The sequence below is a fragment of the Actinokineospora sp. NBRC 105648 genome, assembly GCF_030269645.1.
Taxonomy (GTDB): domain Bacteria; phylum Actinomycetota; class Actinomycetes; order Mycobacteriales; family Pseudonocardiaceae; genus Actinokineospora.
This window is the reverse complement of record NZ_BSTR01000010.1, coordinates 18,371-45,058: the sequence shown is the minus strand read 5'-3', so window position 1 is coordinate 45,058 and position 26,688 is coordinate 18,371. Positions and strand designations below refer to the sequence as shown.

Genomic DNA, 26,688 nt, shown 5'->3' with positions numbered 1-26,688 from the left:
CGGCGTTCCCGGTCGCGGGTGGTCTTGATCACCCTGTGCGACAACGCGCCGGTAACCTCAGCCGGCGAGCGCGGCCTCGACCGTGGGGCGCAGCTCGAGCACCTGGGACAGCCCGCTGATCTCCAGCACCCGGCTGGCCATCGAGGCGCCGACCACCAGCCGGAACCCGGTGCCCGCCTGGTCGGCGCGCTCGGCGGCGCGGGCCAGGCCGGCCACCCCGGCCGAGCCGAAGAACGACACCTGGTCGAGGTCGACGACCACGAGCCGGGCGCCGCCGTCGATGGCACCGGTCATGCCCGCGGCGAAGCTGGGGGCGGTGAGCAGGTCGATCTCGCCCTTGGGGCGCACCACGACGGCGCCATCGGGGCGCTGGTCGAGTGCCATGTCGAGCAGTGGGGGCGGGGTCGGGGCGTCGGACATGAGCGTGATTCTCCCAGTCTCGCCGGGGTGGCGGCAGCGTGAACCTGCCGAGCGGGCGTGGCGACGGTACCGTCGCCCGCATGATCGGTCTGCCCGACGGCGTCACAGCGTGCCTGTTCGACCTCGACGGCGTGCTCACCAGTACCGCGACCCTGCACGAGCTCGCCTGGAAGCGCACCTTCGACGAGTTCCTCGCCGGGCGCGCCGACGGCGACCGTTCCCCGTTCACCCCGAAGGACTACACGACCTACGTCGACGGCCGCCCCCGCGCCGACGGCGTGCGCACCTTCCTGACCGCGCGCGGTATCGACCTGCCCGAGGGCGCCCCGGACGACCCGCCGGACCGCGCGACCGTCAACGGCGTGGGCAACCGCAAGAACGAGGCGCTGCTCGGGCTGATCGACGAGCGCGGCATCCAGCCGTACCCCGGCTCGGTGGCCTACCTCAACGCCGCCCACGACGCCGGGCTCAAGATCGCCGTGGTGACGTCGTCGGCCAACGGCGAGCACGTCCTGGAGGTGGCCGGGCTCACCTCGTTCGTGCAGGCCAGGGTGGACGGGGTCACGATCGTGGAGGACGGGCTGCGCGGCAAGCCGGCGCCGGACTCTTTCCTGGCGGGGGCGAGGAAGCTGGGCGTCGAGCCCGCGCAGGCCGCGGTGTTCGAGGACGCGCTCTCCGGCGTCGAGGCCGGCCACGCGGGCGGGTTCGGCTACGTGGTGGGCGTCAACCGGGCCGACCAGGCCGACGAGCTGCGCGCGCACGGGGCCGACATCGTCGTCGACGACCTCGCCGAGCTGCTGGACGGGCAGCGGTGACCGGGTTCGCGGTCGACCCGTGGCGGTTGAGCTGGCAGGGCGCCGACCTCGACCACCTGGACCGGGCGGAGTCGGCCTTCGCCCTGGCCAACGGCCACCTCGGGCTGCGCGGCTCGCTGGACGAGGGTGAGCCGGTCGGGCTGCCGGGCACCTACCTCAACGGCTTCTACGAGGAGCACGCGCTCCCCTACGCCGAGGCGGGCTACGGCTACCCCGAGGCCGGGCAGACCGTGGTGAACGTGACCGACGGCAAGATCATCCGGCTATTGGTCGAGGACGAGCCGCTGGACATGCGCTACGGCCAGACCCTGGAGCACCGGCGCACGCTCGACTTCCGCACCGGCATCCTGTCCCGCGAGACCGACTGGGAGAGCCCGACCGGCAAACGGGTCCGGGTGCGCTCGCAGCGGCTGGTGTCGTTCACCCAGCGCGCGATCGCCGCGATCCGCTACGAGGTCGAGCCGCTGCCCGACGAGCGGGGCACCAAGCGGGTGCAGCTGGTCGTGCAGTCGGACCTGCTGGCCAACGAGCCGATCGAGTCGCACACCCGCGACCCGCGGGTCGCGCTCGCGCTGAAGTCGCCGCTGGCCGGGGAGTTCCACTGGTCGGAGAACACCCGGGCGGTGCTGGTGCACCAAACCCGCGAGTCCGGTCTGCGGATGGCCGCGGCGATGGACCACGAGCTGGAGGCCAACGAGGGCCTGCGCACCGAGATCGCCTGCGAGGACGACCTGGCCCGGCTCACCGCGGCCGTGGACGTCGAGATCGGCGAGGTCCTGCGGCTCACCAAGTACATCGGCTACGGCTGGTCGAGCACCCGCTCGGCACCCGCGCTGCGCGCGCAGGTGGAGGCCGCGCTCGCCGGGGCGAGGCAGACCGGTTGGGACGGGCTGGTCGCCGAGCAGCGGGAGTACCTCGACGACTTCTGGGAGGTCGCCGACGTCGAGATCGACGGCGACGAGGAGCTCCAGCAGGCGCTGCGGCTGGGCCTGTTCCACATCCTGCAGGCGGGCGCGCGCGGGGAGAGCCGGGCCATCCCGGGCAAGGGCCTGACCGGGCCGGGCTACGACGGGCACGCGTTCTGGGACACCGAGACCTTCGTGCTGCCGGTGCTCACCTACACCGTCCCCGACGCCGCCCGCGACGCGCTCGGCTGGCGGCACAGCACGATCGACCTGGCCAAGGAGCGGGCGAGGGTCCTGGGCAAGGCGGGCGCGGCGTTCCCGTGGCGGTCGATCAACGGCCAGGAGTGCTCGGCGTACTGGCCCGCGGGGACGGCGGCCTTCCACGTCTCGGCCGACATCGCCGACGCCGTGGCCCGCTACCACGCGGCCACCCAGGACGCCGACTTCGACCGCGCGCAGGGCACAGAACTACTGGTGGAGACCGCCCGGCTGTGGGCGTCGCTGGGCCACCACGACCCGCACGACGGCTTCCGGATCGACGGGATCACCGGGCCGGACGAGTACACGGCCGTGGTGGACAACAACATCTACACCAACCTCATGGCCCAGAAGAACCTCGACGAGGCCGCCGACGCCTGCGACCGCAACCCCGACGTCGCCGAACAACTGGGCGTCAGCACCACCGAGGTGACCGCTTGGCGCGACGCCGCGGCGAAGATGCGGGTCCCCTACGACGAACTGCTCGGCGTGCACCCGCAGGCGGAGGGGTTCACCGAGCACGAGGAATGGGACTTCGAGGGAACGCCCGACGACCACTACCCGCTGCTGCTGAACTACCCGTACTTCGACCTCTACCGCAAGCAGGTCGTCAAACAAGCCGACCTCGTCCTGGCCCTGCACCTGCGCGGCGACGCGTTCACGCTGGACCAGAAAGCACGAGACTTCGCCTACTACGAGGCCCGCACGGTCCGCGACTCGTCGCTGTCGGCGGGCACCCAGTCGGTGGTGGCGGCCGAGTGCGGACACATGGACCTGGCCTACGCCTACCTGGCCGAGGCCGCGCTGACCGACCTCTACGACCTGCACAGCAACGTCCGCAACGGCCTGCACATGGCCTCACTGGCGGGCGCTTGGCAGGCTGTGGTCGCGGGCCTGGGCGGAATGCGCGACCACGGCGGAGAATTGACGTTCGCACCCAGACTGCCGGACGCGCTGGAACGGGTGTCGTTCCGGATGTGTTTCCGGGGCAGCCGGATCCAGGTGGAGATCGCCCGCGATACAGCCACCTACCGGCTGATCGCGGGAGATCCAGTGCGGACGGCACATCACGGTGAGGCGATCACGATCGACACGGACCTCACGTTGGCGATCCCGGCGGCACCGGACTACCCCACGCCGACTCCCCCGGCGGGCCGGGAACCGCGCAGGCGCTCAAAGGCAGGCAGCACACCGCCTTCGTGAGGTTGGGAGGATCTTGAGCCACGCCGCTGCCGCTCACCACGAGCCGATCACCGGACCTCGCCCCGCATCCCAACACCACCCGCGAAGCCGCGCCGACCCACCCCACCTCCTCGATGGGGTGGAATGGCCAGGCCCGCCCCACAGCACGACCGAGGGGCTGCGCCGACTACCCGGGCAGCCGCGCCGACCCACCCGCCTGCTCGATGGGGTGGATCGGCTTTGTCTGGGGAGAAAAGAGGCGCTAGCCTGGCCCAGGCGGTGGATATCCCTTTCCCACCCGCTGTACCCACGGCGCCTCTTTTCTTAGGGGCCCCAGACAAAGCCGATCCACCCCATCGAGCCAACCACGCGAGCAAGCGCCGGGCTGTGGTGCTCGTCGAGCCAACGGCACGAGCAAGCGCCGGGGTCGTTTCCCTGGGCGGTGGTGCTCGATGGGGTGGAATGGCTTTGTTTGGGGCCCCTAAGAAAAGAGGCGCCGGGGTGAAGCGGGTGGGAAAGGGATCACCCACGCCGGAGCCAGGCTAGCGCCTCTTTTCTCCCCAAACAAAGCCACTCCACCCCATCGAGCAGGAGAGGCGGCAGGTGCGGGTTCTCGGGGAGCCAGGTTCTACTGAGTGTGCCGCCTCGCGGGATGTGTTGCAGAGCAAGGGGTCTGCGCGAAAGTGGTAGAGGGTGAGGGCGGGCCTGGCTCTTGCCGGGGCGGAGATGGGGGCAGAGCTATGTCGGCCGAGCCGGGCGGGGCAGGCGAGCTGGGCTGGGCTTTGACCGAGCCGAGCCGAGCTGGGCCGAGTTGAACCTTGCCGAGCTGGGCTGGGCCGAGCCAGGGCTTGGCATTGCCCGGCCGGGCCGACTTGGACTTGTCGAGCCCGGCTGTCGAGTTAGCGGCTTGCGCTCACTCGCGCAACAGTCGTAGGACCGCGCGTTCCAGGGGTTCTCGGATCTGCGGCACGCTGAGGTCTTCGGCCGCGATGCGCTCCAAGGCCGCTCTGATGGTGCGGCCCCGGTGGAACGCCTCAGTCACCCGTGGATCCACATAGGACTTCCTGGCCATCACCGGGGTGTTGCCCAGTTGCTCGGCCACCGCGCGCATCACGGCTGCGTCGGCTCGTTTCGCCGCGGTCTTGGTGCCCGGCGTGTCCATGGCGGCGTACTCGGTGGCTGCCAGCACGGTCGCGGTCCAGGTGCGCATGTCCTTGACAGTGAACCGGTCCCCCGCGAACTCCTTGAACCGCTGGTTCACCTCCGCGGCCCGCACCTCGCGTGCCACACCGTCCACTGTGTACACGAAGAGTCGGTCGTCGTCGGATCGGCCTCGTCGCAGGGCGGTGATGAGACGTGCGAGTTCCGGGTCGGTTATCGAGGCGACGCGTTCGATGCCGCTCTTGGCCGGGAACTTGAAGCGCAGTTCGCCCGAGCGCAGGGTGACGTGGCGGCGCAGAAGGGTGGATACGCCGCGGGAGTCGTTCTCCTCCGCGTACTCTTCGCCGCCGATGCGGAAGACGCCTCGGTCGAGGATGCGGAGGGCGCCGGCGAGTACGCGTTCCCTGGTGATTCCTGGCCCGGTCAGGTCGTCCTGGATGCGTTGGCGGACGCGGGGAAGTCTGCGGGCCATGGCCAGGACCCGTTCGTGCTTCTCCTCGTCGCGGTCTCGGCGCCACTGTTCGTGGTAGAGGTACTGCTTGCGGCCCGCGTCGTCGGTGCCGACGGCCTGGATGTGGCCGCGCGGGTAGGGACAGATCCAGACGTCCTGCCAGGCGGGTGGGATGACCAGGTCGCGGACCCGGTCGAGGATCTCGGTGTCGGTCACCCGGGCACCGCCCGCGTCCACGTAGCCGAAGCCCCGGCCCCGTCGCACCCGGGTGATGCCGGGACCCGCGCAGTCGCTCCGCCGCAGCCGCATGACACCTCCCTGGTCCGACCCGCGATGTTCCCCGGCGCGGCGGCGGACAAACGTGGGTCGCCCGATCCACAGTGCCCAGTGCGCGTTCAGTGCTGGGACAGCACCCACCGGGCGTGGCAGTTGCGCCAGCCGACGTGCCGGTGGACGCCGGGGTGGACCAGGGGGTACCAGCGCAGCTCGCGGCCGCCCAGCGGGACCAGTCGCGGGGTGCCGTAGTCGCCGGTGAGCCGGAACGGGACGCGGTCGGTGCCGGTGAGCGCGGCGAAGACGTCGGCGGCCCCCTTGCCCAGGGTGACCACCGTGGGCGCGTCGGACTCGCGCAGCTGGCGCAGCAGTTCGGCGCCCTCCGCACGGATCGCCAGGTGGACCAGCTCCGGCTTGGGCGGGCGGCGGCGCAACGAGGAGGCGGGCAGGCCTGCGGTCGCGGCGAACTCGTCGTAGGCGCGGATCGCCTGGTCTTGGCGCTCGCCCGCCTTGACGAAGTAGGTCGGCACGCAGTCGGTGAGGTAGGCCGCGCGCGGGTCGAGGCCGAGCGGTTCCAGGATGTCGGTGACCACCAGCCTGCCCGGCCCCGCGCCCGGACCGGCCGCGGTGGCGGTCCCCCACTCCCGGCGCCAGCCCACCCGTTCCCGCCACAACGCGACCCGGTCGGCGCGGTGCTGCCCGGACAGGGAGCGGCCGGGCTCGTCGTCGACGGCGAGCGCGGCGATCGGCCGCGCGCCGGGCCGGTGCCAGCGCACGTGCAGCGCGCTCGGGTACATCCCGAGCACGAAGACGTCCGCGCGGTCGGCCACCGGCAGCCGCGGCGGCCTGCGGGCGGCCAACAGGCCGAACGGGTACACCCCGACGACGAAGGGGATGGCGCCGGGTGGCCGACCTTCATCGGTACAGACATCAATCACGATCACGGTATCGCCACCCGGCCGACTGATGTGACAGCGATCCCACCCAATCGGGTGATAGCACTGCTCGCGGCTAGGCCGGGCTCCGATCGCCCGCTTCGGGCTCGACGTGCCCGCGGCGGACCAGCACGACGACGATCAGCACGACCAGGCCGATGACCACGATCACCGACCCGGCGTACGTCCGGCCCGGCACCACCGCCCCGGACAGCAGGGAGAAGTCCCACAGCCCGTGCAGCACGGCGGGGACCAGCAGCCCACCGCTGCGACGTCGGATGAGGTAGAAGACGTAGCCCGCCACCGCGGTGACCAACACCTGCACGAACGCCTTCGGGCCCGCACTGATCAGGTTGGTGGCGTGCGCCAGGCCGAAGACCACCGAGGACCACAGGGCGGCCCTGCCCTCGCTGAACCCGTTCGTGCGGAACACGGTGAGCCCGACACCGCGGAACATCGCCTCCTCGGCGAACCCGACCATCAGCATGGTCAAGCCGAGCAGCAGCGCGAACCCGGTCCCCCGGTCGGCGAGTCCGCTGTAGTTGACGCCCAGCAGCGCCGCCACGGCCATGATCACCGCGAGAGCGATCACCCAGCCGCGCACCGGGCGGTCGTCGACGAGCACCGGCCGCCACCAGCGCAGCGCGGCCACCACGACGACGACGAACAGCAGTGACGCCCCGACCGGCACCGTGATGCTGCGCCACAGTTCGTCCGCGGTCGTCGGGGCGGCGTAGCGCACGTCGATGTCGCGGGTCAGGAACGCGCCCAGCCCCTGCACGATCCCGAGGTACACGACGACCACGGCGATGAACGGCCAGATCGACAACCGGCGCGCTCCCGACGCCGCCGCGCTGGTTTCCCCGACCATGAGGCGGACTCCCGTCCCCGGCGCCGGTGCGGACTCGACACCCGAGCACGACCGGCGACGGCATGCCTCGGATGAGGCGATCCTGCGTCCGCCCGATCACTACCGCAACCGGGCCGGACCCCGGTCAGCGACCTCGGTCACCTGCGGTCGGGACCTCACCAACCCGAGCAGCAGCACCACCAGCGCGGCCACCGCCGAGCCCGCGACCATCCGCTCCACGAGCCCCAGGGGGACGAACCGCCACCACGGCGGGCCGCCGTTGAGCATGTTGACCGCGCCCACGACGATGGTGCCGAACCACAGCAGCGACAGCGCGCCCAGGCCGCGGGCGGTCCAGCGCCACAGCGAGTCCCGGGGGAACACCCGCCCCGCCATGAGCAGAACCGCCAACGGCAGCGACAGGAACGCCGCGACGCTGGCGTAGCGGTGGACCAGCCCGCCCACGCTCGGCCCCACAGTCCAGTCGGTCTTGGTGAACACCACGATCACCAGCAGGCTGACCGTCCACACCGCGCCGAGCACCAGCGCGAGCGGGCGGGCCGCGCGGCGGCGGGCCAGCTCGGCGAAGCCCAGCGCCGAGCCCACCGCGACCAGCAGCAGCGCCAGGTCGAAGAGCCACTTGCCCTGGCCCAGCGCGTACTCGCTGATCGTGCGGCGAACCGGGCTGATCGCGTTGGTCGGCGGCACCACGTGCAGCACCAGCAGACCCGCCACGCCGCCGAGCAGACCGAGCAGCCCCAGCATCGGCACCAGGGTGTCCCGTCGTTCGCGCGGCTGCGTCACGCCGTCCAGGTTAGGCAGGGAACATGTGCGGGGGCTGAGCGTCAGCGGTCGGTCTCGTCGTCGAACTCGCCGAGGATCTCCTCGAGCAGGTCCTCGAGCGCGGCCAGGCCGACGACGGCCCCGCCGTCGGACACCAGCGCCAGCTGCGCGCGCTCGGCCCGCATCCGGGCGACCGCGTCGGCCGCCGAGTCGGTGGTGGTCAGGACCAGGGCCGGGGACATCAGCTCGGTCGCGGTCGCCGTCGAGCCCACCATGGTGGCCCGCACCGCGTCGCGCACGTGCACGATGCCCAGCGGCTCGTCCTCGTCGTCCACCACGACCAGCCGGGAGCGGCCGCTGGCCCGGCAGGCGTCCTCGATGTCGGCCGCGGTGCCCCAGCTCGGCACGGTCACCATCGCCGAGCGCGCCGCCATGACCTGCCCGACCGTGGTGTGCTGCACCTGCAGCACCCCGGTGAGCATCCGGTGCTGCTGCTCGGGCAGCAGCCCGCGCTCGCGCGACTCGCGCAGCAGCAGCCGCAGGTCGTCGGGGCCGTGCGCCTGGGCGACGGTGTCCTGCGGCTGGACGTTGACCGCGCGCAGGGTGGCGTTGGCCATCCCGTTGAGCGCCACCAGCACCGGGCGGGTGGCCCGGGTGAAGGCGCGGAACGGCAGCGCCAGCAGCGTCGCCGAGCGCTCGGGGTGCGAGATCGCCCACGACTTGGGCGCCATCTCGCCGATCACCATGTGCAGGAACACCACGAGCACCACGGCGAGCACGAACGCGATCGCGTAGGCCCACGCCTCGGCCAGGCCGAGCGCGGTGAACAGCGGCTCGAACAGCGCCGCGACCGCGGGCTTGGCCAGCGCGCCCAGCCCCAGGGTGCACAGCGTGATGCCCAGCTGGGCGCCCGCCAGCATCATCGAGAGCTCGCGGGTGCCCGCCACCGCGGCCCGGGCGGCGCGGCTGCCCTCGGCCGCCGCCTCCTCGAGCCGGTGCCGCTTCGAGGCGACCAGGGCGAACTCGGCGGCGACGAAGAAGGCGTTGGCCACCAGCAGCACGAGCGAGATCAACAGCGCGCCGCCGGTGCTCACGAGCGCACCCCGGCGGCCGGGCGCACCGAGACGAGCACGGTGTGCGGGACCCGGCGGTGCACCTCGGTGACCGAGACGACCGCGGTGTGCGGCTCGCCGCCCTCGGGGTGGCCGACAGGCACCTCGACCTGGTCGCCCGGCCGGGGAACCCGGCCCAGGCGCTGCATGACCAGCCCGCTGACGGTGTCGTACCCGGTGGACACCGGCAGCTCGATGCCGGTCACCTCGGCGACCTCGTCGACCCGCCAGCGCGCGGGCACCGACCACGACCCGTCCGGGTGCGGCACGGCGCTGACCTCCAGGTGGTCGTCCTCGTCGAGGATCTCGCCGACCACCTCCTCGGCCACGTCCTCGAAGGACACGACCCCGGCGAACCCGCCGAACTCGTCGACCACGCAGGCCAGCTGGCGGTGCTCGGCGCGCAGCCGCTCCAGCACGTCGGGCAGCGGCAGGCTCTCGGGCAGGAACAGCGGCGGCCCGGCGATCTCGCGCACCGGGGTGTCCGCGCGGCGCTCCCGGGGCACGGTCAGCACCTCGGCGATGCCGACCACGCCGATCACGTCGTCGACGTCGCCGCCGACCACCGGGAACCGGGACCGGCCGGTGTCGAGCAGCTCGACCACCCGGACGGCGGGCTCGTCGCCGCGCACGGTGTGCACGTCCACCCGCGGGGTCATCACCTGGCCCGCGGTCAGCGCGCGGAAGTCCAGGCCGCCCTCGAGCAGCCGGGTGGTGCCCGCGTCGAGCTGCCCGCCCTGGCGCGACTCGTCGATGATGCCGCGCAGGTCGGCCGCGGTGGCGCCCTGCGGCAGCTCCTCGATCGGCTCGATGCCGACCGCGCGCAGCAGCCGGGTGGAGACCACGTCGAACAGGCGGATCAGCGGCCCGGCGACGGCCAGGTAGAGCAGGGTGGAGCGGCTCAGCGCACGGGCGAGCGCCTCGGGCTTGGCGATGGCGAGGTTCTTGGGGGCGAGTTCGCCGAAGACCATCTGCACGACGGTGGAGAAGATCAGCGCCACCGCCAGCGAGACCGCGGCGGCCGCGGCCTCGGGCAGGCCGAGCAGCTCGGCGACGCCCGCGCCGAGGTAGGGCTCGGAGACGTAGCCGACGAGCAGGGCGGTGACGGTGATGCCGAACTGGGCGCCGGAGAGCATGAAGGAGAGCCGCTGGGTGACCCGGTAGGCCCGTTCGGCCGCCTGGTCGCCCTCGTCTGCGAGCTGACGCAGCCGGTTGCGGTCGACGGCGACGTAGGCGAACTCCTGCGCGACGAAGTAGCCGGTCGCGGCGGTGAGGACCAGGACGGAGGCGATGCCGACCAGGATCAGCACGAACGCCCCTGCGGGGTCGTGGCCCGGGCGGGCTCGGTCGGGGGCCGGGCGCTACCCGGCCCGGGACTGCAACCTTCCGTAGAACGCATGAATCAACGCTAACACGGTGTCGGGACCGCCCCGGGGGCCCCGAACGGTGGGCCCGACCATCCACGGTGGACTCCACGGCCGCGGGTACCGCCGGGTAATGACCCCGATCGGACCATCGGACGTCCACGTGACCGAGATCGCGCCCGCGCCCGCGATCGCTACCCAGCGTCACCCGGACTTCACAGCCGGATATTGATGTGAAGGCCGGGCCGGACATTCGCCGCGCCGCATAAACACTGATCACGAGCGCCGCACGGGGTACGGACATACCGGTATGTTTCCCATGAAGTGAATTGCTTCACACCCACCCGCCGGGTGAATGCCACCCTCCGTGGTCGAATTGCACGAGCGCTTATCACGTGGGCAGGCGGAGGGCAATGGCGATATCCGGCCGTGGGAATCATTTACGCTCGGTAAAGGCACGTCCGGAGTGGATCACGCGCTTGGCGGTAGTGACCGCTTCGCCGTCACCCGTACGTTGCCTCTGACGTCGGTGCTCGGTGAGATCTCGGAGACGTGATGAGGGTAGTTTCGCTCAACGAATACACCGACGCCCAATTGCGAAGGCTGTGCGCGCGAATCGGTTTGGCGTCCCGGGTGGACGAGGTGTGCTCGGTGGTGACCGACCTGCTCGGACCGGCGGGCACCCGGGCGCTCACCGACCCGCCGCTGTGGCGGTCCGATGTGGCCGACGACCACACGCCGCTGGAGTACTCCGTCGCGTTCGAACAGGACGGTTCGGCCACCCTGCGGCTGCTGGTGGAGTGCGTCGCGCGCAAGCCGAACCCGCGGTCCAACCTGCGCGCCGGGCTGGCCGCGCTCAACCGGCTCGCCGAGCGCTACCCGCTCTCCACCGACCGCCTCGAGGCGGTGCGCGACCTGTTCCTGCCCGACGACCCGCGCGGGCTCTTCTCGCTCTGGTTCTCCATCGTGGTCACCGCCGCGGACCTGCGGGTCAAGGTCTACCTCAACCCGGAGGTCCGCGGCGCCCACCGCGCGCCGGGACTGGTGTCCGAGGGACTGCACCGGCTCGGCTTGGGCGAGGGTTTCCGCACCCTCACCGAGCACACCGCGCGCCCGGGGTCCACGTTGGACCGGTTCTCGTTCTTCGCGCTGGACCTCGACGACACCCCCCGGTCGCGGGTGAAGGTGTACCAGTCGCACGACCGCTGCTCGGTGCGCGACCTGCGGCGCTCGGCGGCCGCGTGCGGCGACGCCGACGACACCCAGCTCACCGAGTTCGGCGCGCTGGTCGGCGGTCTCGACTGCTACGAGGGCAGGCCGCTGGTCTCCAGCCACACCTTCCTCGGCGGCCAGGCCGAGCCCAGCGGCTTCTCGCTCTACCTGCCGGTGCGCGACTACGTCCGCGACGACGCGGTCGCGCTCGCCCGCACCCGGGCGCTGCTCGTCCGCCACGGTCTCGACCACACCGCGCTGGACCGCGTGGTGGACGCGGTGCGCGACCGTCCACTGGAGTCGGGCCCCGGGCTGATCGCGCACGTGTCGCTGCGGATGGGCAGACCCCGGCCGGGGGTGACGGTCTACCTGTCCGCCGAAGCGTACGGCGGCACCGCCGACGCGGGCGCCCGCGTCGGCGCGGCCTGAACAGCACCGCGCACCCGCGGGCGAACAACCGGAGAAAAGGACGTAAGCAGGAAATGCCGCTCATGGAGCCGTATCGCGTCAAGGTCGTCGAGCCCATTCCGATCCTGACCCGGGCCGAACGCGAGACGGCAATGGAACGGGCGGGTTACAACCCATTCAACCTGCGCGCCGAGGAGATCACCATTGATCTGCTCAGCGATTCCGGGACGAACGCGCTCTCGGCCGCGCAGCAGGCGGCGGGTGCGCTCGGTGACGAGACCTACGCGGGCGCGCGGTCATTCTTCCGGTTCCGCGACGCGGTGGAGAAGCTGACCGGCTATCCGCAGATCATGCCGGTGCACCAGGGCCGGGCGGCCGAGCGGATCCTGTTCAACGCGCTGCTGACCCCGGGGCAGCTGTGCGTGTCGAACACCCACTTCGACACCACCCGGGCGAACGCGGTGCTGGCGGGCGCCACCCCGGTCGACCTGCCGTGCGCCGCGGCGGCCGACCTCGACAGCGCGGCGCCGTTCAAGGGCGACATCGACCTGGACCGGCTGACCGCGCTGCTCACCGGCCCGGACCGGGACACCGTCGGCGTAGTGATCATGACCATCACCAACAACGGCGGCGGCGGCCAACCGGTGTCGATGGCCAACCTGACCGCGGTGTCGCGGCTGTGCCGGGAGCACGGCGTCCCGTTCTTCCTCGACGCGGCCCGCTTCGCCGAGAACGCCTGGCTGGTGATCCAGCGCGAGGACGGCTACTCCGAGCACACCCCCGAGCAGGTCGCCCGCCTGGCCTTCGACCTGGCCGACGGCGCGGTGGCCAGCCTGAAGAAGGACGCGATCGCCCACATGGGCGGCTTCCTGGCGCTGCGCGACGAGGCGCTGGCGCAGCGCTGCGAGCTGATGCTCACCGCCACCGAGGGCTTCCGGACCTACGGCGGCCTGTCCGGCCGGGACCTGGAGATGCTGGCGCAGGGGCTGCACGAGGTGGTCGAACCCGACTACCTGCGGGCCCGCGCCTCGGCCACCCAGCACCTGGCGGACCTGGTCAACAAGGCGGGGGTGTCCATCGTCGAGCCCGCGGGCATCCACGCGCTCTACCTCAACGCGGGCAGGCTGCTGCCCCACCTGCCGCCGAACCGGTACCCGGGCCACGCGCTGGCGACCGAGCTCTACCTCGCGGGCGGCATCCGCTGCGCCGAGCTCGGTTCGCTCTACCTGGGCGAGGAGGACGAGGACGGCAACATGGTCAAACCCGCCCCGTACGAACTGGTCCGGCTGGCCATCCCGCGACGGGTCTACACCCAGAGCCACCTGGAGTACGTGGCGGAGGTGCTCGCCGAGATCGCCCAACACCCGGAGCGGGTACCCGGCTACCGCATCGTCGAGGCCCCGGCCCTGCTGCGCCACTTCAACTGCCGCGTGGAACCGGTGCGCGACTAGGCGCACGCGGGCAATGGATCACGAACGAACGCGCGGCGAACACACCCCGTTTTCGGGGTAATCGGCCTGGAAGCGTCCACGGCGGACGTCGGCACACTGAGCCTGCCGGTTGCTCGGCGCACTACGCCAACGCGGCCGCCTGGATCAACGGCAGATCGCCGCCATGTTCTGATTGTCCTGAAAGGACTATCGCTTTGTCCATTTGAGACACTCGCCGGGCGATGCCATCGATTCAGCCGATTCGTTGGCATCGCCCGAGGTTCAGCCAGTCAACCCGAGCCAGTGGGCGTACTGACTCAGCTCGGGGTTGGACCTGCGGTGCAGGGTGACGAGGACCGCGGCGATCTCGCGGACCATGGGGTGCAACCGGATCAGCTGCGGCGCGATCCGCCGAGCCTCCTGCAGGGAGCGCAGGGCGGCGTCGCGGTCGTCGTTGATCAGGTGTGCGCGCGCGACGTCGATGTGGTGGTGTCCCCGACGGGTCCGGGGCATCGACCGGGGTGCCCGCCACCGGCCCGCGGCCTCGATGGCGGCCGCACCGTCACCGAGTTCGACGTGCGCGGCCACCTCGTGGGTCGTGCGGTTGGCCGGGCCGAAGGTCAGGCCCCAGTGCACCTGGTCCGGACCGATGCCCGACGCCAGCTCGGTCGCGGCTCGCAGGTGCGATCGCGTCACGCCGCTGTCTCCCGCCCGCGACGCCAGGGTGACCGAGCGCAGGTGCAGGCTGCCGTAAACGGTTATCGTCTCCCCGGTGGGGTTCTTCCGGATCTCGTCGTCGAGCTCCTCGCGCGCGGTGTCCATCAGCCGGAGACCCCTGGTGAAATCCCCCGCCGCCTGGAAGGTGACACACCTCGTCCATTGCGCCAGCGCACCGGCGAGGGGGTTGCCGGTTCGATCCGCGGCCCAAGTCAGCTTGTGCTCAACGGCCTCGGCCAAGTCTCGGTACCCCAGCCGGTAGAGCAGTGTGTGGGTGGCGTGGTAGGTGCTGACCAGCATGTTCCACACCTCGGAACCCGGTTCGTCGCGCGCGGCCCTGGACAGCTCCTCCAACAGCGCCGGTAGTCGCGCGGCCAGCTTGGCGTAGTGCGCCTCGCCGCGCAGGCGCGCGATCTCCTGGACATCCTCGGCCAACTCACCGAGCGGACGAACCGGCATCTCGTCGGGGAGGTCGTAGCCGCGCAAGACCGCGCGTAGCACGTCGACCTGCCGGTGCGTGCCGTCGTCTTTTCGGTCGTCGGTGTACGGCTGACCGGTCAGCTTCTCTACTGGCACCCGGAGTTCGCGCGCAACGCTGGACAAGAGGCCCTGGCTCACGGCGCGGTCGCCAACCTCGACCTTCTGCAACAGGCTCAGCGACACGTTGACCTTGCTCGCGAGATGCCGTTGCGTGAGGCGGGATGCCTTGCGCAGCAACGCTATCCGCCTACCGATGTGCGCGGTGTCGTCAGACATCGACATCCTCCTGACCCGGGCGACATGGTGCGACCAGCCTAGGGCGGCGGCCAGGCCGGGTCGAGCGGAACCCTCCAGCGCGCTCACTTCCAGCGTTCATCCCATCACGTTGTGCAACAGTTGTGCAACCTCGGCGCCCGCGAGGTCTCTACTGTCGAGCACGGCAATACCCGTGCGACGAGAGGCCCCCATGACCACCCCATTCAAGATGGACGCCTGGGTCACCATCCGCGACAACGTGGATCTGACCTACAGCACCCACCCGCACGACGAGCAGATCGACTTCCGCTACGGCTACGACGGGCGCGCCTTCGAGTTCACCTTCGACGAGAAGAGCCTGGTCAACTTCATCGCCACGGCCAACACGGCTCTCACCGAGGCCCGAGCCGCCCGCGCCGCCGAGACCCGCACGACCTAGGACCGATCTCCGCACCGATTTCCGACGCAGATGACGGCAATCGCGCACAACGCGGATTGGCTCACCTGCTAACTCGCGGGCTCGAACGACACGACACTCCCTCCTGGTGCGGAGGTCCCGGCCGAAACCGTGTGCGCCGCTCTCGCCGAGTTTCTGTCCACACAGGACGAACCAACCTGCCTCCAGCGGCGGGAAGCAGTGCATGACTAGCCGCTGCCGGAAACGTGCACTACCAACCAGACCACGCCAACGGCCACCCCACCCGCAACCATCCCCCACCCGCACAGCCCACCTGCTCGATTGGGTGGTGTGTCTTTGGGTGGGGGGAGGGGCGATCGTAAACTCGCTGTGGTCGTGGGATGCCCTTTCCCGCCCGCTTTTCCCACGACGATCGCCCCTAGGGGCCCCGCGCAAAGACACACCACCCAACGAGCACCCCGACCAAACCAGGCGCGGACCAGGCGGGCGCAACGCGAGCGAGCGCGGGCCAAACCCTAAGCGGGCGCCCGTTGTAGTTGGTCCATTGTGTACTGGACCAGCTCCACCAGCACGTCCTTGGCCGACTCCCGCTGCCGCGCGTCGCAGTTGATCACCGGGACCGAGGCGTCGATGTCGAGGGCTTGGCGCACCTCCTCCGTCGTGTGCTCCCACGCCCCCTCGAAGCCGTTCACCGCGATGATGAACGGGATGTCGCGGCGCTCGAAGAAGTCGATGGAGGGGAAGCTGGAGTCGAGTCGGCGGGTGTCGACCAGGACGATCGCGCCCAGGGCGCCGTGGGCGAGCTCGTCCCACATGAACCAGAACCGGTTCTGCCCCGGGGTGCCGAACAGGTAGAGCACCACCTGCGGGTTGATCGTGATCCGCCCGAAGTCCAGGGCGACGGTGGTGGTCTCCTTGCTCTCGATCCCGCGCATGTCGTCCACGCCGACGCTCGCCTCGGTCAGCACCTCCTCGGTGCGCAGCGGCGGGATCTCGCTCACCGAGTTGACCATGGTGGTCTTGCCGACGCCGAAGCCGCCCGCCACCACGATCTTGATCGAGGTGGGGATCACCAGCGTGTCGCTCACCTGTTCAGATCCTCCGAATGCCATCGAGTACCGCCTGTAGGAGCTTCGTGTCGGTGATCTCCGTGGTCTGGAACAGCGCGCCCGCCAGGATGTCGCCGCGCTCGATCAGGTCGCTGAGCAGGACCTTGACCACCACCAGCGGCACGTTGAGGTAGGCCGCCACCTCGGCCACCGACAGCGGGACCGTGCAGAGCTCGATGATCTGCAGGTGCTCCGGGGTCAGCGACGAGGGGTCCGACGGCGACCGGGACACCCGGACCTGGGTCACCAGGTTCAGGTTGGGCGCGTTGGGCCGGGTCCGGCCGCGGGTCATCGCGTACGGCCGGACGAGCGGACCGGCGGCCTCGTCGAACCACCAGTCCTGGTCCCCCGACATCATCCGCGCACCGCCTGGGCCGCGGTCACGACGGTCGGCGTCCGGGCACGGCGACCGGGGCGCCGCCGCGCGGTGCCGAGGCCAGGTGCGCGCCGACCCGCTTGACCAGCATGTTCATCTCGTAGGCGATCATGCCCACGTCCGCGTCCTCCTCGCCGAGCACGGCCAGGCACGCGCCCCGGCCCGCCGCGGTGACGAAGAGGAACGCGTGGTCCATCTCCACGATCGTCTGGCGCACCTGGCCGCCGCCGAACTGGCGGCCGGTCCCCCTGGCCAGGCTCTGGAACGCCGAGGCCATCGCCGACAGGTGCTCGGAGTCGTCCTTGGACAGCTCGGCCGACCGGCCCAGCAGCAGGCCGTCCGCGGAGAGCACGACCGAGTGGCGGATGCCCACCACCCTGCGGACCAGGTCGTCCAAAAGCCAGTTCAGCTGGTGGTCCTGTCCGATCTTGTCGTTCACCTTGGGCTGTCCTTCCCCGTTGTCCCACCCACTACTGATCGCCCGGCCCGTCCGCCTGGCGAGCGTCGCGCGTTCCCCGCTGGAACGCCGACATGGTGTCGCGGACCCGCTCCGCGGTCTGCTCGTTGTCCGGCCCCGGCTCGGTCTCCCAGTCCGGCAGCAACGGCTCCTCCCGCAGCTGCGGGGCCAGGTTCTGCTGACGTCGTCTGCGTGGCAGCAGGGGCCGCTCCCCCGGGTGCCCGTTCTGCGTGTGCGAGTCCCCAACTCCGTTCTCGACCGGGGGCGCCTGGCCGCGTGCGGGCTGCGGCGCCTCCTCGTCGGTCAGCGGCCACAGGGCGGCGTCGGGGTCGGCGGTGCCGGGCCCCGCGTCCTCGCCCACGGCGTCGGACCAGAACTTGTCGATCCCGCCGCGGTAGGGCGGGTCGACGGTCGCCACCGCGCCCGCGGTGTCGGTCAGCGTGGCCGGACCGCGCTCCACCGGCTTGCGCGGCCGCGGGTTGGGCGTGTCGGACTCCGGGACGAACTCCACCGTCTCGGCGACGATGTCCGACGGGATGAACACCAGCGCGACGGTGCCGCCGTAGGGCGACTCGCGCAGCTCCACCCGGATCGCCCGGCGCGCGGCCAGCCGGGCGACGACGAACAGGCCGAGGCGGGACTCGCCGCGCAGGGCCATCGCGTCGAACTCCGGCGGGTGCGCCAGCATCTGGTTGGCCTGCTCGCGGTCCTCGGCGGTCATGCCGAGGCCGTGGTCCTCGATCTCGACGACCACGCCGCCGGAGACCTGGCTGGTGTAGACCTCGACCTGCGAGCGCGGCGGGGAGAACGAGGCGGCGTTGTCGACCAGCTCGGCGACCAGGTGGATGGTGTCGGCGACCGCGACGCCGTTGAGCGCCACGTCGGGCACCTGGCGCACCCGGACCCGGACGTACTGCTCGGTCTCGGCGACCGCGGCGCGCAGGATGTCGAGCAGCCGCACCGGCTTGCGCCACTGCCTGCCGGGCTGCTCGCCCGCCAGGATGATCAGGTTCTCGGCGTTGCGGCGGGCGCGGGTGGCGAGGTGGTCGAGCTGGAAGAGGGCGTCGAGGTGCTCGGGGTTCTCCTCCTCGCGCTCCATCTTGTCCAGGATCTTGAGCTGGCGGTGCACCAGGCCCTGGTGGCGGTGGGCGATGCCGAGGAAGACCCGGTTGACGCCCTCGCGGGCCTGGCTCTCCTTCACCGCCGCGGCGATGGCGGTGTACTGCGCGGCGTTGAACGCGTCGGCCACCTGCCCGATCTCGTCGGTGCCGTAGTCCAGCGGCGGGACCTCGGCGCCGACGTCGACCCGCTCGCCCTGGCGCAGCCGGTCGACGATGCTGGGCAGCCGCTCGTGGGCCAGCTGCAGCGAGTCGTTCTTGAGCTGGTCGAGCCGGGTGACCAGGGCCTTGTTGACCAGCCTGCGCGAGATGCGCACGGCCAGCACGATGCCGGTGACCACGGCCAGCAGCGCGATCAGGCTGCCGATGATCACCTCGAAGAACTTGTCGTCGGCGCGCTGCAGGCCGAGCTCGACGCCGCCGTTGGCCTGCTCGACCGCGAGCTTGATCATCTCCTCGGAGGCGCTGGTGCTGACCGCCTCCCACTCCGGCAGGTTCACCGGCATCGCCACCGGCTCGGCGCGCCTGCTGCCCGCCTGGGCCGCCTCCTGCACCCGCGGCGAGAAGCCGATCAGCGCGTTCTCCGAGGAGGTGAGCCGCAGCCACGACTCGGAGGTGGTCAACCGCTGGTAGTGCGCCTTGACCTCGTCGGTGGCCACGCCGGTGGCGGTGAGCAGGATCGAGCGGTAGGCGCCGACGTGGTTGGCGAACTCGACGTGCTGGTCGGCGGTGAAGGTACCCGCCGCGATCGCGGCCGAGGCCAGCGAGGACGCGCGCGACATGCGGTCGGCGGCGCGGAAGATGTCGGTGGCGGTGAGGCCGGCCTGCACGACGACCGGGTCGGGCACGATCCGGGCCTGGGTGTCGAACAGGGCCTGACCGGCGTCGAGGACGCTGTTGTAGTACTGGTAGATCTCGTTCTTGTCCGCGCGGCCCGCCTCGACCTGGGCGCGGCGCTGCGGCAGCGGCGTGAGCACCTGGTTGAGGGTCTGGACCCGGGCGTTGACCTCGGCGGGGGCGTTGGCGGCGAGCGCGTCGAGGGCGACCCGCAGGTCCTGCACGGCCTTGTCGGTGGTTTGCTGCTGGGTCTTGAGCGCGAGGGTGTCCGGGTTGACCGCGCTGAGCGCGGTCATGGTCAGCTGCCGCTCGCGCTGCAGCGCGGCGAAGGTGTCGACCGCCGGGATGGAGGCGTCCTTGACACCGCTGGTCACGGCCTTGAGGTAGATGCCGTCGAAGACGGTGTAGGAGGAGAAGACCGCCCACATCACCAGCAGGATGACGCTGGGCACGACCACCACGCCGGTGAGGCGGGACCGGATCGTCGTCGTCGACTTGGCGGGCGACCCGCTGTTCCGCTTCACAGCTCTCCACGAGTTGTCGGCTGCCACTCATGTCCCTGAATGGGTAATCGCCCCGGCGAGTGACCGACCCGATCGTTACAAGATCAATCTTACTCAGCGCCAGCGATCACGCGCGTTACGCAAGAGCGGAGCGTACCGGTTCACTCATACGAGGAAGTGACCGGTCCGTGTCCTGGGATGACCGGTGGGTAACCACTCGCCGAGGGCCGGATGACGCCCCGGGGCTGCGCGAACACTCCTCGTGTTCGCCCGCCGAGTACCCGACCGTCACCGGGTTTTCGCCCATTCGGGCTGTCTTCTCCGTCCCCCGATCGTGAACTCTTGTCAACCATCCGTGACCACAGCCAGGGTCGAGTCACCCCACCGCGCCGCCGAAGGATCCGCCATGGCCGCCAGCACCACCGATCCCGATCTCGTCGCCGCGCTGCGTGAGTTCATCCGCACCCGAGGCTCGGGCTACCTGGCCGACCCCAACGTCACCTCCGTCGGCGTCGGCCACAAGGTGCGCGGCGGCAAGCGCACCGACGAGGTCGCGGTGCAGTTCACCGTCGGCACCAAGGCCGAGCCGGAGGCGCTGGAGGCGCTGGGCACCGAACCGCTGCCGGAGAGCGTCACCGTGGCGGGCGTCGAGGTCCCGACCGACGTGCTGGAGCGGTCCTACCGGCCGGACTTCCGGGTGGTCGCCGAGGCCGAGGTCGACGAGCGCAAGACCAGGGTGGACCCGGTGCGCCCCGGGGTGAGCGTGGGGCACCCCAAGATCAGCTGCGGCACGGTCGGCGCCATCGTCTACGACCGCGCCGACGGCACCCCGTACGTGCTGAGCAACTGGCACGTGCTGCACGGGCCGGACGGCGCGCTCGGCGACACCGTGGTGCAGCCGGGCAGCCACGACGACAACCGCACCGACCGGACCGGGCTCGGTCCGCTGGTGCGCTCGCACCTGGGCATCGCGGGCGACGCCGCGATCGCGGGGGTCGTGGGTCGCGGCGTGGACGCCTCGGTGCTGGGCCTCGACGTCGCGCCGGCGGAGATCGGCGAGCCCGAGCTGGGCGACAAGGTGGTCAAGTCGGGCCGCACCAGCGGCGTCACGCACGGCGTGGTGCGCCGGGTCGACACCATCGTCAAGATCGACTACGGCGGCGCCGAGGGCACCCGGCAGATCGGCTGCTTCGAGATCGGGCCGGACCCGGCGCACGAGGCCCCGGGCGGGGAGATCAGCCAGGGCGGCGACTCCGGTTCGGCGTGGCTGTTCAAGTCGGCCAACGGCCGGACCGCCAAGGTGCTGGCCGGGCTGCACTTCGCCGGTGAGGGCGGCGCCGACCCCGACGAGCACGCGCTCGCCTGCCTGCCGCGCTCGGTGTTCGACAAGCTCGAGGTCACCCTGCTGCGGCCGGAGTCCGCGCCCGCGGCCAGCGCGGGCTACGACGACGGCTTCCTGGGCCTGGACCTGCCGGTACCGGAGCTGGACCCGCAGGTGAGCGGCGACGCGTGCCTGTTCGACGGCTCCACCCGGATCGACTACACGCACTTCTCGCTGGCGCTCAGCGTGCCGCGCAAGTTCGCGTTCTGGGTGGCCTGGAACGTCGACGGCGGCGGTCTGCTCAAGCTCGACCGCACCGGCATCCCGTTCGTCAAGGACACCCGCCTGCCCGCCTCCGCCCAGGCCGGGGACGAGCTGTACAAGGGCAACCGGCTCGACCGCGGCCACCTGGCCCGGCGGGCCGACCTGCTCTGGGGACCGCGCGCCGAGGCGGAGCGGGCGAACCGGGACTCCTTCTTCTTCACCAACATCACCCCGCAGATGGACGACTTCAACCAGAGCCTGCGGCACGGGCTGTGGGGGCGGCTGGAGGACGCGGTCTACGCCGACTGCGAGGTCGACGACCTGCGGATCAGCGTCTTCGGCGGCCCGCTGTTCCACGACGACGACCGGCGCTACCGCGGCGTGCGGATCCCGCGCGAGTTCTGGAAGGTGATCGCCTCGCGGCAGGGCGGCGAGCTCAAGGCGAGCGCGTTCGTGCTGACCCAGAACCTCGACCACCTGGAGACCCTCGACCTCGACGAGTTCCGGGTCTACCAGGTCGCGGTCACCGAACTGGAGGAGCGCGCCGCACTGCGCTTCCCCGACCCGCTGCGCGCCGCCGACACCGCTCCCCCGGTGCCCGAGACCGCGGGTCCGCGCGCCCCGCTGGCCGACCTCGCCGACATCGTCTGGAACTAGCGCCCGACCGCGCGAACCGTTGTGCGACAACGGGACCGCCGACGCGCCTAGCCGAGGCACATCTCGACCGCGCAGTCGCGCCGATGCCCTGGACCCCTACGCGCGCGCATCCCCAGTGGACCGTCCAGAGCGCACCCGAAACACAACCGACCGCGTACCCGCGCCGCTCCCGTCGCCCCGGAGTCTTGGTCTCAGCAAGCAAGGCAGACCAGCAAAAGGGGAACTGATCATGCGCCGCCAGCTCACCGCACTCGCCGCCCTCGCTCTCACCGCCGCGGCCGTCACCGTGGCGGCGCAGCAGGTCTCCTCCACCAGCACCGCCGCCGCCGCGGACCAGGAGTTCGTGGTCGCCACCGCGCTCACCGTCGACGACCTGCTCGGCGGCTCCGAGTCCACCGCCAACACCACCTCGGCGGCCACCGCGACGACCGACACCGCGTGCACCGACACCACCTACGTGGCCAAGGCCTGGCGGGTCACCGGCACCTGGACCTGGTACTACAACGGCACCGGCGCCCCGGCCGCGGTCGCGAACACCGCACTGGCCACGATCACCTCGGCGGGCGACACCGTCAGCACGGGCGCGAACCGCTGCGGCCTGCCCGCGAACCTCGCCACCGTCTTCAAGTACGCGGGTACCGCCACCGCCAAGCCGCAGATCGGCACCGACCTGAGCTGCACAGGCAACGACGGCAAGAGCGTCACCGGCTGGGGCGCGCTGCCCGCGAAGGTGCTCGCCTACACCTGCACCTACTACAACTCCAAGGGCGTGGTCACCGCCTCCGACGTGCTGATCGACAACGTCGCCTACACCTGGTTCACCACCAAGCCCGCCACCTGCACCGGCGCGCAGTACGACCTGCAGACCACGATGACCCACGAGCGGCTGCACACCGCGGGCCTGGGCCACGTCGACCAGACCGCCAACGCCGCGCAGGTCATGACCCCGGCCAGCGCGCCCTGCGACACCTCGCGCAGGCTGCTCGGCGCCGGTGACTACGCGGGCCTCAAGGCGCTGGCCGCCAGGAAGTAGCCGCCACCGCGATCAGCTCGAACTCAGGGGACGCCGGACCGGCGTCCCCTGGGCCTGTCGGTACCGGTAGCCGACCCCGCGCACGGCCACCAGCGGCGAGCCGTCGCCCGCCCAGCCCAGCTTGCGGCGCAGCCGCAGGACGGCGAACTTGACCCGGTCCGGGGCGATCCCGGTCGGGTCGTCCCAGACCGCGGCCAGCAGGTGGCTCAGCGTCAGCACCGCCCCCGCGTCCCGCACGAGCACGTTGAGCAGGCGGAACTCGGTGGCGGTCAGCTCCACCTCCCGCCCGGCCGCGGTGACCAGCCGGGTGCGGTGGTCGATCCGCACGACCCCGTCGTCGAAGACCTCGCCCACGTCACCGAGGTCGCCCGCGCCCGCCCGGCGCAGCAGTGCCTCCACCCTGGCCAGCAGCTCGGTGGCCGAGAACGGCTTGGTCAGGTAGTCGTCGGCCCCGGCCCGCAGGCCGCGGACCTTGTCGACCACCCGGTCGTGCCCGGTGAGCAGCATGACCGGCAGGTCGGCGATGTCGCGGACCCGCTCGAGCACCGACCAGCCGTCCATCCCGGGCAGCCCGACGTCGAGCAGCAGCACGTCGGGCCGGTACTCGTGCAGCATCCGCAGCCCGGTGCGGCCGTCGTCGGTGGCCAGGAACCCGTAGCCCGCGCTGTCGAAGAGCAGCCGCAAGACGACCTGGATGTCCTCGTCGTCCTCGACCGCGAGGATCGTGGCCATCTCGCGCTCACCCCCTTCGAGCACGGGCCGCGCACCGGCGCACTCCGGGCCCGTGGATCCAACGTAAGTCCAGGTGGGCGCGCCCGCATGACGCGCGTCACCCGAACAGGGCTACGGACAGCAACCGTCCCGCAACCGTCCGCACAACCCGGTTGCTCCCGAAGCGGGCGACATTCGACGGTGCAGAGCCGGAGCAGCACCCAGTCGAAGGGGTCCACGTCATGCGTCGAAGCCCGATCGTCACCCTCGCCGCCGTCGCGCTCGCCGCCACCGCCGTCGTCGCCGGTGGGCAACCCGCGCCCGCTCCCGAGCAGGACCAAGTGCGGGTGGTCGGGCACGGTCTGACCATCAGCGAGATCCCCGAGGCGCACCTGGCCGCGCTCGCCGCGCAGCCCGTCGACACCGCGTGCACCGACGCCACCTACGCGGTGAAGACCTGGAAGGTCAGCGGCACCTGGACCTGGCTCTACAACCCCGAGGGCGCCCCGGCCGCGGTCAAGGACACCGCGCTGGCGGCGATCACCACCGCGGGCGACACCGTCGCCAAGGGCGTCAACCGCTGCGGGCTGGCCGCGAACTTCACCACCGTCTACAAGTACGGCGGCACCTCGACGGTCAAGCCGCAGGTCTCGGCCGACCTGACCTGCACGGGCAACGACGGCAAGAGCGTCTCGGGCTGGGGCGCGCTGCCGCCGAAGGTGCTGGCCTACACCTGCACGTACTTCAACTCGAAGAACGTGGTGATCGCCTCGGACATGCTGATCGACAACGTGGCCTACACCTGGTTCACCACCAAGCCGGACAACTGCGCCGGCCAGCTCTACGACCTGGAGACCACGATGGCGCACGAGCGACTGCACACCGCGGGCCTGGCGCACGTCGACCAGACCAAGAACGCCGCGCAGACCATGACCCCGGCCAGCGCGCCGTGCGACACCTCGCGCAGGCTGCTCGGCGCGGGTGACTACGCCGGGCTCAAGTCGCTGGCGGGCAAGTAGGGCGGACGCGACGAGGGGCCCCGCCGCGGCGGGGCCCCTCGTCCAGATCACGGCGTCGGGCTCAGATCAGCGCACGCTGCCCAGTACCCGGTCGACGGCGATCTCGATGACCACCCGCTCCGGGTTCGGCCGCGGCTCGCGGTAGCGCTCGGCGTAGCGGCGCTCGGCGTCGCGGACCCGGTCGGGCTCCTCGACCACGGTGGCCGCGCCCTCCAGCGTGCTCCACCGGCCACCGTCCACCTGGCACACCACGGCCCGGCCGGTGGCCCGCACGTGGCGCACCTTGCGCGAGGTGCGGAAGGTGATCACCCGGGCGACGCCGCGGTCGAGGTCGTAGGTGACCCCCACCGGCACGACGTGCGGGCTGCCGTCGGGGCGCAGCGTGGTCAGGGTGCACAGGTGGCGTTCCCGCCAGAACTCCAGGAACTCGGCACTGGGCTCGCGATCTGTCGACACCCGGCCACGCTACGCCACCGGGTGGGTCAGTCGTCGTCGCCGCCGAAGAAGTCGCCGATCCCGTCGAACACCTCGCCGAGCACCATGCCGCCGACGATGCCCGCCGCCGCGCCCGCGACCACGCCGCCGACCCCGGGGCCGTGGTGGCCGCCGCCGTAGCCGTGGTCACCGTGCCCGCCGAAGTGCTGCTGCGGGTGCCTGCCCGCCGCCTGGCCCAGCCACTGCTCGACGACCTGGCGCCAGTCGGTGCGCTCGGCGTCGTGGTGGCTGGAGTGGAAGCGGCCGAACACGTCGCCGCCCTCGCGGAAGAACCCGGACTTGCGGTCGGCCTCGAGCACGACCGCGAAGCCCTCGGGGTCGGTGACGAAGGTCAGCTCGACCTGGCTGATGCCGCGGGCCAGGTGCGGCGGCGGGTAGAACTCGATCTCCTGGAAGAACGGGAGCTGCTGGTGCACGCCGTGGATCCGGCCCGCCTCCAGGTCAGCGGACTTGAACCGGAAGCCCAGCTCGCCGAACGCGCCGAGCACCGCGGCCTGCGACGGCAGCGGCACGACGTGCAGCGGGTCCAGGTCGCCCTTGTCGACGGCCTTGGCGACCGCGAGCTCGGTGCGCAGGCCCAGCGCCATGCCGTGCAGGTGGTTGCCGAACACCTCGGTCACCGGGGTCTCCCACGGCACCGGCAGCTCGAACGGGATCGACCGCGGCTGCCCCGCGGGGAGGGCGAACCGGCCCGCGACGACCGCGCGGTCGAACTCGACCGGGGCCACCCCGTCGTCACCGCGCTCGACCCGGGTCACCAGCGACAGCGCGACGTAGTCGATGTCGGAGTCGGCGTCGCCGCCGGTCATCCGCACCTCGCCGCGCAGCACACCACCGGGGTGCACGCGGGAGTCGGACAACACCGTGTCGACCGTGGGGCCGCCGACCCCGAACGCCCGCAGCACCTTCTTGAAGACCATCGTGAACCTTTCCTCGCCTGGTGATTCCCGCCCTCTCGGACGCGCCGGGCAGGCCCGGGGTTCAGTCAAGCACGGCCAAAGCGTCGATCTCCACCAGCAGTCCCGGCGGCAACCCGACGTAGACCGTGGTACGGGCGGGCAGCGGGTCGCTGAGGAAGCGCGCGTAGACCTCGTTCATCTCGCCGAAGTGCGCGACGTCGGTCAGGAACACCCGGAACATCACCACGTCCGCCTCGGTGGCACCGGCCTCGGCCAGCACCGCGAGGACGTTGCGCAGCACCTGCTCGGTCTGCTCGGCCACCGTGGCGCCGACGACCTCGCCGGTCTCCGGGTGGAAGGCGACCTGACCGGACACCTGCACGATGTTGCCCTTGCGCACCCCCGGCGACAGCGGCACGGCGGGCGGCTTGCCGGGCGGGGTGAGAGCGGTCCTCGGCAT

The 26,688-nt window shown here is 71.4% G+C and carries 24 protein-coding genes and 1 pseudogene; 9 read left to right on the top strand and 16 right to left on the bottom strand.

Going from position 1 to position 26,688, the window contains the following annotated elements:
• Positions 1–57 precede the first annotated feature (57 nt).
• Positions 58–420 (bottom strand): STAS domain-containing protein, encoded by a 363-nt coding sequence (locus QSK30_RS12080; RefSeq protein ID WP_285502308.1) that lies wholly within the window; start codon positions 418–420, stop codon positions 58–60.
• A gap of 80 nt (positions 421–500) precedes the next feature.
• Between QSK30_RS12080 and QSK30_RS12075 the strand changes: the two genes are divergently transcribed.
• Both QSK30_RS12075 and QSK30_RS12070 read left to right on the top strand, forming a co-directional pair.
• Positions 501–1,235 (top strand): HAD family hydrolase, encoded by a 735-nt coding sequence (locus tag QSK30_RS12075; RefSeq protein ID WP_285502307.1) that lies wholly within the window; start codon positions 501–503, stop codon positions 1,233–1,235.
• The gene (locus QSK30_RS12070; RefSeq protein WP_285502306.1) at positions 1,232–3,601 is read left to right on the top strand and encodes a glycoside hydrolase family 65 protein; all 2,370 of its coding nucleotides are present in this window, start codon (positions 1,232–1,234) and stop codon (positions 3,599–3,601) included. The genes QSK30_RS12075 and QSK30_RS12070 overlap by 4 nt, the downstream gene beginning before the upstream one ends.
• Before the next feature lie 892 nt (positions 3,602–4,493).
• On the opposite strand, the gene QSK30_RS12065 is transcribed toward QSK30_RS12070, so the two are convergent.
• The 6 genes from QSK30_RS12065 to QSK30_RS12040 form a co-directional block, all read right to left on the bottom strand.
• Positions 4,494–5,501 carry a DNA topoisomerase IB gene (locus QSK30_RS12065; RefSeq protein WP_285502305.1) on the bottom strand — a complete coding sequence of 336 codons (1,008 nt, stop codon included), beginning with the start codon at positions 5,499–5,501 and terminating at the stop codon, positions 4,494–4,496.
• A gap of 86 nt (positions 5,502–5,587) precedes the next feature.
• Positions 5,588–6,403: a hypothetical protein gene (locus tag QSK30_RS12060; protein WP_285502303.1), complete on the bottom strand. Its 816-nt coding sequence runs from the start codon at positions 6,401–6,403 to the stop codon at positions 5,588–5,590.
• A gap of 73 nt (positions 6,404–6,476) precedes the next feature.
• Entirely contained in the window at positions 6,477–7,271 is a 795-nt protein-coding gene (locus QSK30_RS12055; RefSeq protein ID WP_285502300.1) for a CPBP family intramembrane glutamic endopeptidase, read from the bottom strand.
• A gap of 99 nt (positions 7,272–7,370) precedes the next feature.
• On the bottom strand, positions 7,371–8,054 hold the full coding sequence (locus QSK30_RS12050) for a DUF998 domain-containing protein (protein ID WP_285502299.1): 684 nt from the start codon (positions 8,052–8,054) through the stop codon (positions 7,371–7,373).
• Positions 8,055–8,095: 41 nt separating this feature from the next.
• On the bottom strand, positions 8,096–9,127 hold the full coding sequence (locus QSK30_RS12045) for a hemolysin family protein (RefSeq protein WP_285502298.1): 1,032 nt from the start codon (positions 9,125–9,127) through the stop codon (positions 8,096–8,098).
• A complete protein-coding gene (locus QSK30_RS12040; protein WP_285502296.1) occupies positions 9,124–10,455 on the bottom strand; it encodes a hemolysin family protein in 1,332 nt (443 codons plus the stop codon). Before QSK30_RS12040 ends, QSK30_RS12045 begins: the two co-directional genes overlap by 4 nt.
• A 609-nt stretch (positions 10,456–11,064) precedes the next feature.
• On the opposite strand from QSK30_RS12040, the gene QSK30_RS12035 reads away from it, so the two are divergent.
• Both QSK30_RS12035 and QSK30_RS12030 read left to right on the top strand, forming a co-directional pair.
• On the top strand, positions 11,065–12,150 hold the full coding sequence (locus QSK30_RS12035) for a tryptophan dimethylallyltransferase family protein (protein ID WP_285502294.1): 1,086 nt from the start codon (positions 11,065–11,067) through the stop codon (positions 12,148–12,150).
• Positions 12,151–12,203: 53 nt separating this feature from the next.
• On the top strand, positions 12,204–13,580 hold the full coding sequence (locus QSK30_RS12030; protein WP_285502292.1) for a tryptophanase: 1,377 nt from the start codon (positions 12,204–12,206) through the stop codon (positions 13,578–13,580).
• Positions 13,581–13,841: 261 nt separating this feature from the next.
• Here QSK30_RS12030 and QSK30_RS12025 read toward each other — a convergent pair whose 3' ends face one another.
• Positions 13,842–15,032: a helix-turn-helix domain-containing protein gene (locus QSK30_RS12025; protein WP_285502291.1), complete on the bottom strand. Its 1,191-nt coding sequence runs from the start codon at positions 15,030–15,032 to the stop codon at positions 13,842–13,844.
• 190 nt (positions 15,033–15,222) lie between these two features.
• On the opposite strand from QSK30_RS12025, the gene QSK30_RS12020 reads away from it, so the two are divergent.
• Both QSK30_RS12020 and QSK30_RS36845 read left to right on the top strand, forming a co-directional pair.
• On the top strand, positions 15,223–15,450 hold the full coding sequence (locus tag QSK30_RS12020; protein WP_285502290.1) for a hypothetical protein: 228 nt from the start codon (positions 15,223–15,225) through the stop codon (positions 15,448–15,450).
• Positions 15,451–15,543: 93 nt separating this feature from the next.
• Positions 15,544–15,660 (top strand): annotated as a pseudogene (locus tag QSK30_RS36845) (Imm1 family immunity protein); the annotation flags it as partial.
• Between the two features lie 284 nt (positions 15,661–15,944).
• Here QSK30_RS36845 and QSK30_RS12015 read toward each other — a convergent pair.
• Genes QSK30_RS12015 through QSK30_RS12000 form a run of 4 tightly spaced genes read right to left on the bottom strand, consistent with a single transcriptional unit; the run spans position 15,945 to position 19,850 of the window.
• Positions 15,945–16,541 carry a GTP-binding protein gene (locus QSK30_RS12015; RefSeq protein ID WP_285502288.1) on the bottom strand — a complete coding sequence of 199 codons (597 nt, stop codon included), beginning with the start codon at positions 16,539–16,541 and terminating at the stop codon, positions 15,945–15,947.
• Positions 16,522–16,896: a DUF742 domain-containing protein gene (locus tag QSK30_RS12010; RefSeq protein ID WP_285502287.1), complete on the bottom strand. Its 375-nt coding sequence runs from the start codon at positions 16,894–16,896 to the stop codon at positions 16,522–16,524. Before QSK30_RS12010 ends, QSK30_RS12015 begins: the two co-directional genes overlap by 20 nt.
• Positions 16,897–16,918: 22 nt before the next feature.
• On the bottom strand, positions 16,919–17,353 hold the full coding sequence (locus QSK30_RS12005; protein WP_285502285.1) for a roadblock/LC7 domain-containing protein: 435 nt from the start codon (positions 17,351–17,353) through the stop codon (positions 16,919–16,921).
• 31 nt (positions 17,354–17,384) lie between these two features.
• A complete protein-coding gene (locus QSK30_RS12000; protein ID WP_285502283.1) occupies positions 17,385–19,850 on the bottom strand; it encodes a nitrate- and nitrite sensing domain-containing protein in 2,466 nt (821 codons plus the stop codon).
• A 385-nt stretch (positions 19,851–20,235) separates the two neighbouring features.
• Here QSK30_RS12000 and QSK30_RS11995 point away from each other — a divergent pair, with 385 nt between their 5' ends.
• On the top strand, positions 20,236–22,071 hold the full coding sequence (locus tag QSK30_RS11995) for a DNA/RNA non-specific endonuclease (protein WP_285502281.1): 1,836 nt from the start codon (positions 20,236–20,238) through the stop codon (positions 22,069–22,071).
• A gap of 229 nt (positions 22,072–22,300) precedes the next feature.
• Positions 22,301–23,104, top strand: coding sequence for a peptidase M10A (locus QSK30_RS11990; protein ID WP_285502279.1), 804 nt, complete (start codon positions 22,301–22,303; stop codon positions 23,102–23,104).
• A 12-nt stretch (positions 23,105–23,116) separates the two neighbouring features.
• On the opposite strand, the gene QSK30_RS11985 is transcribed toward QSK30_RS11990, so the two are convergent.
• Positions 23,117–23,836: a response regulator transcription factor gene (locus QSK30_RS11985; protein WP_285502277.1), complete on the bottom strand. Its 720-nt coding sequence runs from the start codon at positions 23,834–23,836 to the stop codon at positions 23,117–23,119.
• A gap of 221 nt (positions 23,837–24,057) precedes the next feature.
• Between QSK30_RS11985 and QSK30_RS11980 the strand changes: the two genes are divergently transcribed.
• Positions 24,058–24,834 (top strand): peptidase M10A, encoded by a 777-nt coding sequence (locus QSK30_RS11980; RefSeq protein ID WP_285502276.1) that lies wholly within the window; start codon positions 24,058–24,060, stop codon positions 24,832–24,834.
• A gap of 66 nt (positions 24,835–24,900) precedes the next feature.
• Here the strand turns inward: QSK30_RS11980 and QSK30_RS11975 are convergent, their stop codons facing one another.
• From QSK30_RS11975 to QSK30_RS11965, 3 genes are all read right to left on the bottom strand, one after another.
• Positions 24,901–25,290 carry a pyridoxamine 5'-phosphate oxidase family protein gene (locus QSK30_RS11975; RefSeq protein ID WP_285502274.1) on the bottom strand — a complete coding sequence of 130 codons (390 nt, stop codon included), beginning with the start codon at positions 25,288–25,290 and terminating at the stop codon, positions 24,901–24,903.
• A 26-nt stretch (positions 25,291–25,316) separates the two neighbouring features.
• Positions 25,317–26,249: a sporulation protein gene (locus QSK30_RS11970; RefSeq protein WP_285502273.1), complete on the bottom strand. Its 933-nt coding sequence runs from the start codon at positions 26,247–26,249 to the stop codon at positions 25,317–25,319.
• A 61-nt stretch (positions 26,250–26,310) separates the two neighbouring features.
• A complete protein-coding gene (locus QSK30_RS11965) occupies positions 26,311–26,688 on the bottom strand; it encodes a RidA family protein (protein WP_285502271.1) in 378 nt (125 codons plus the stop codon).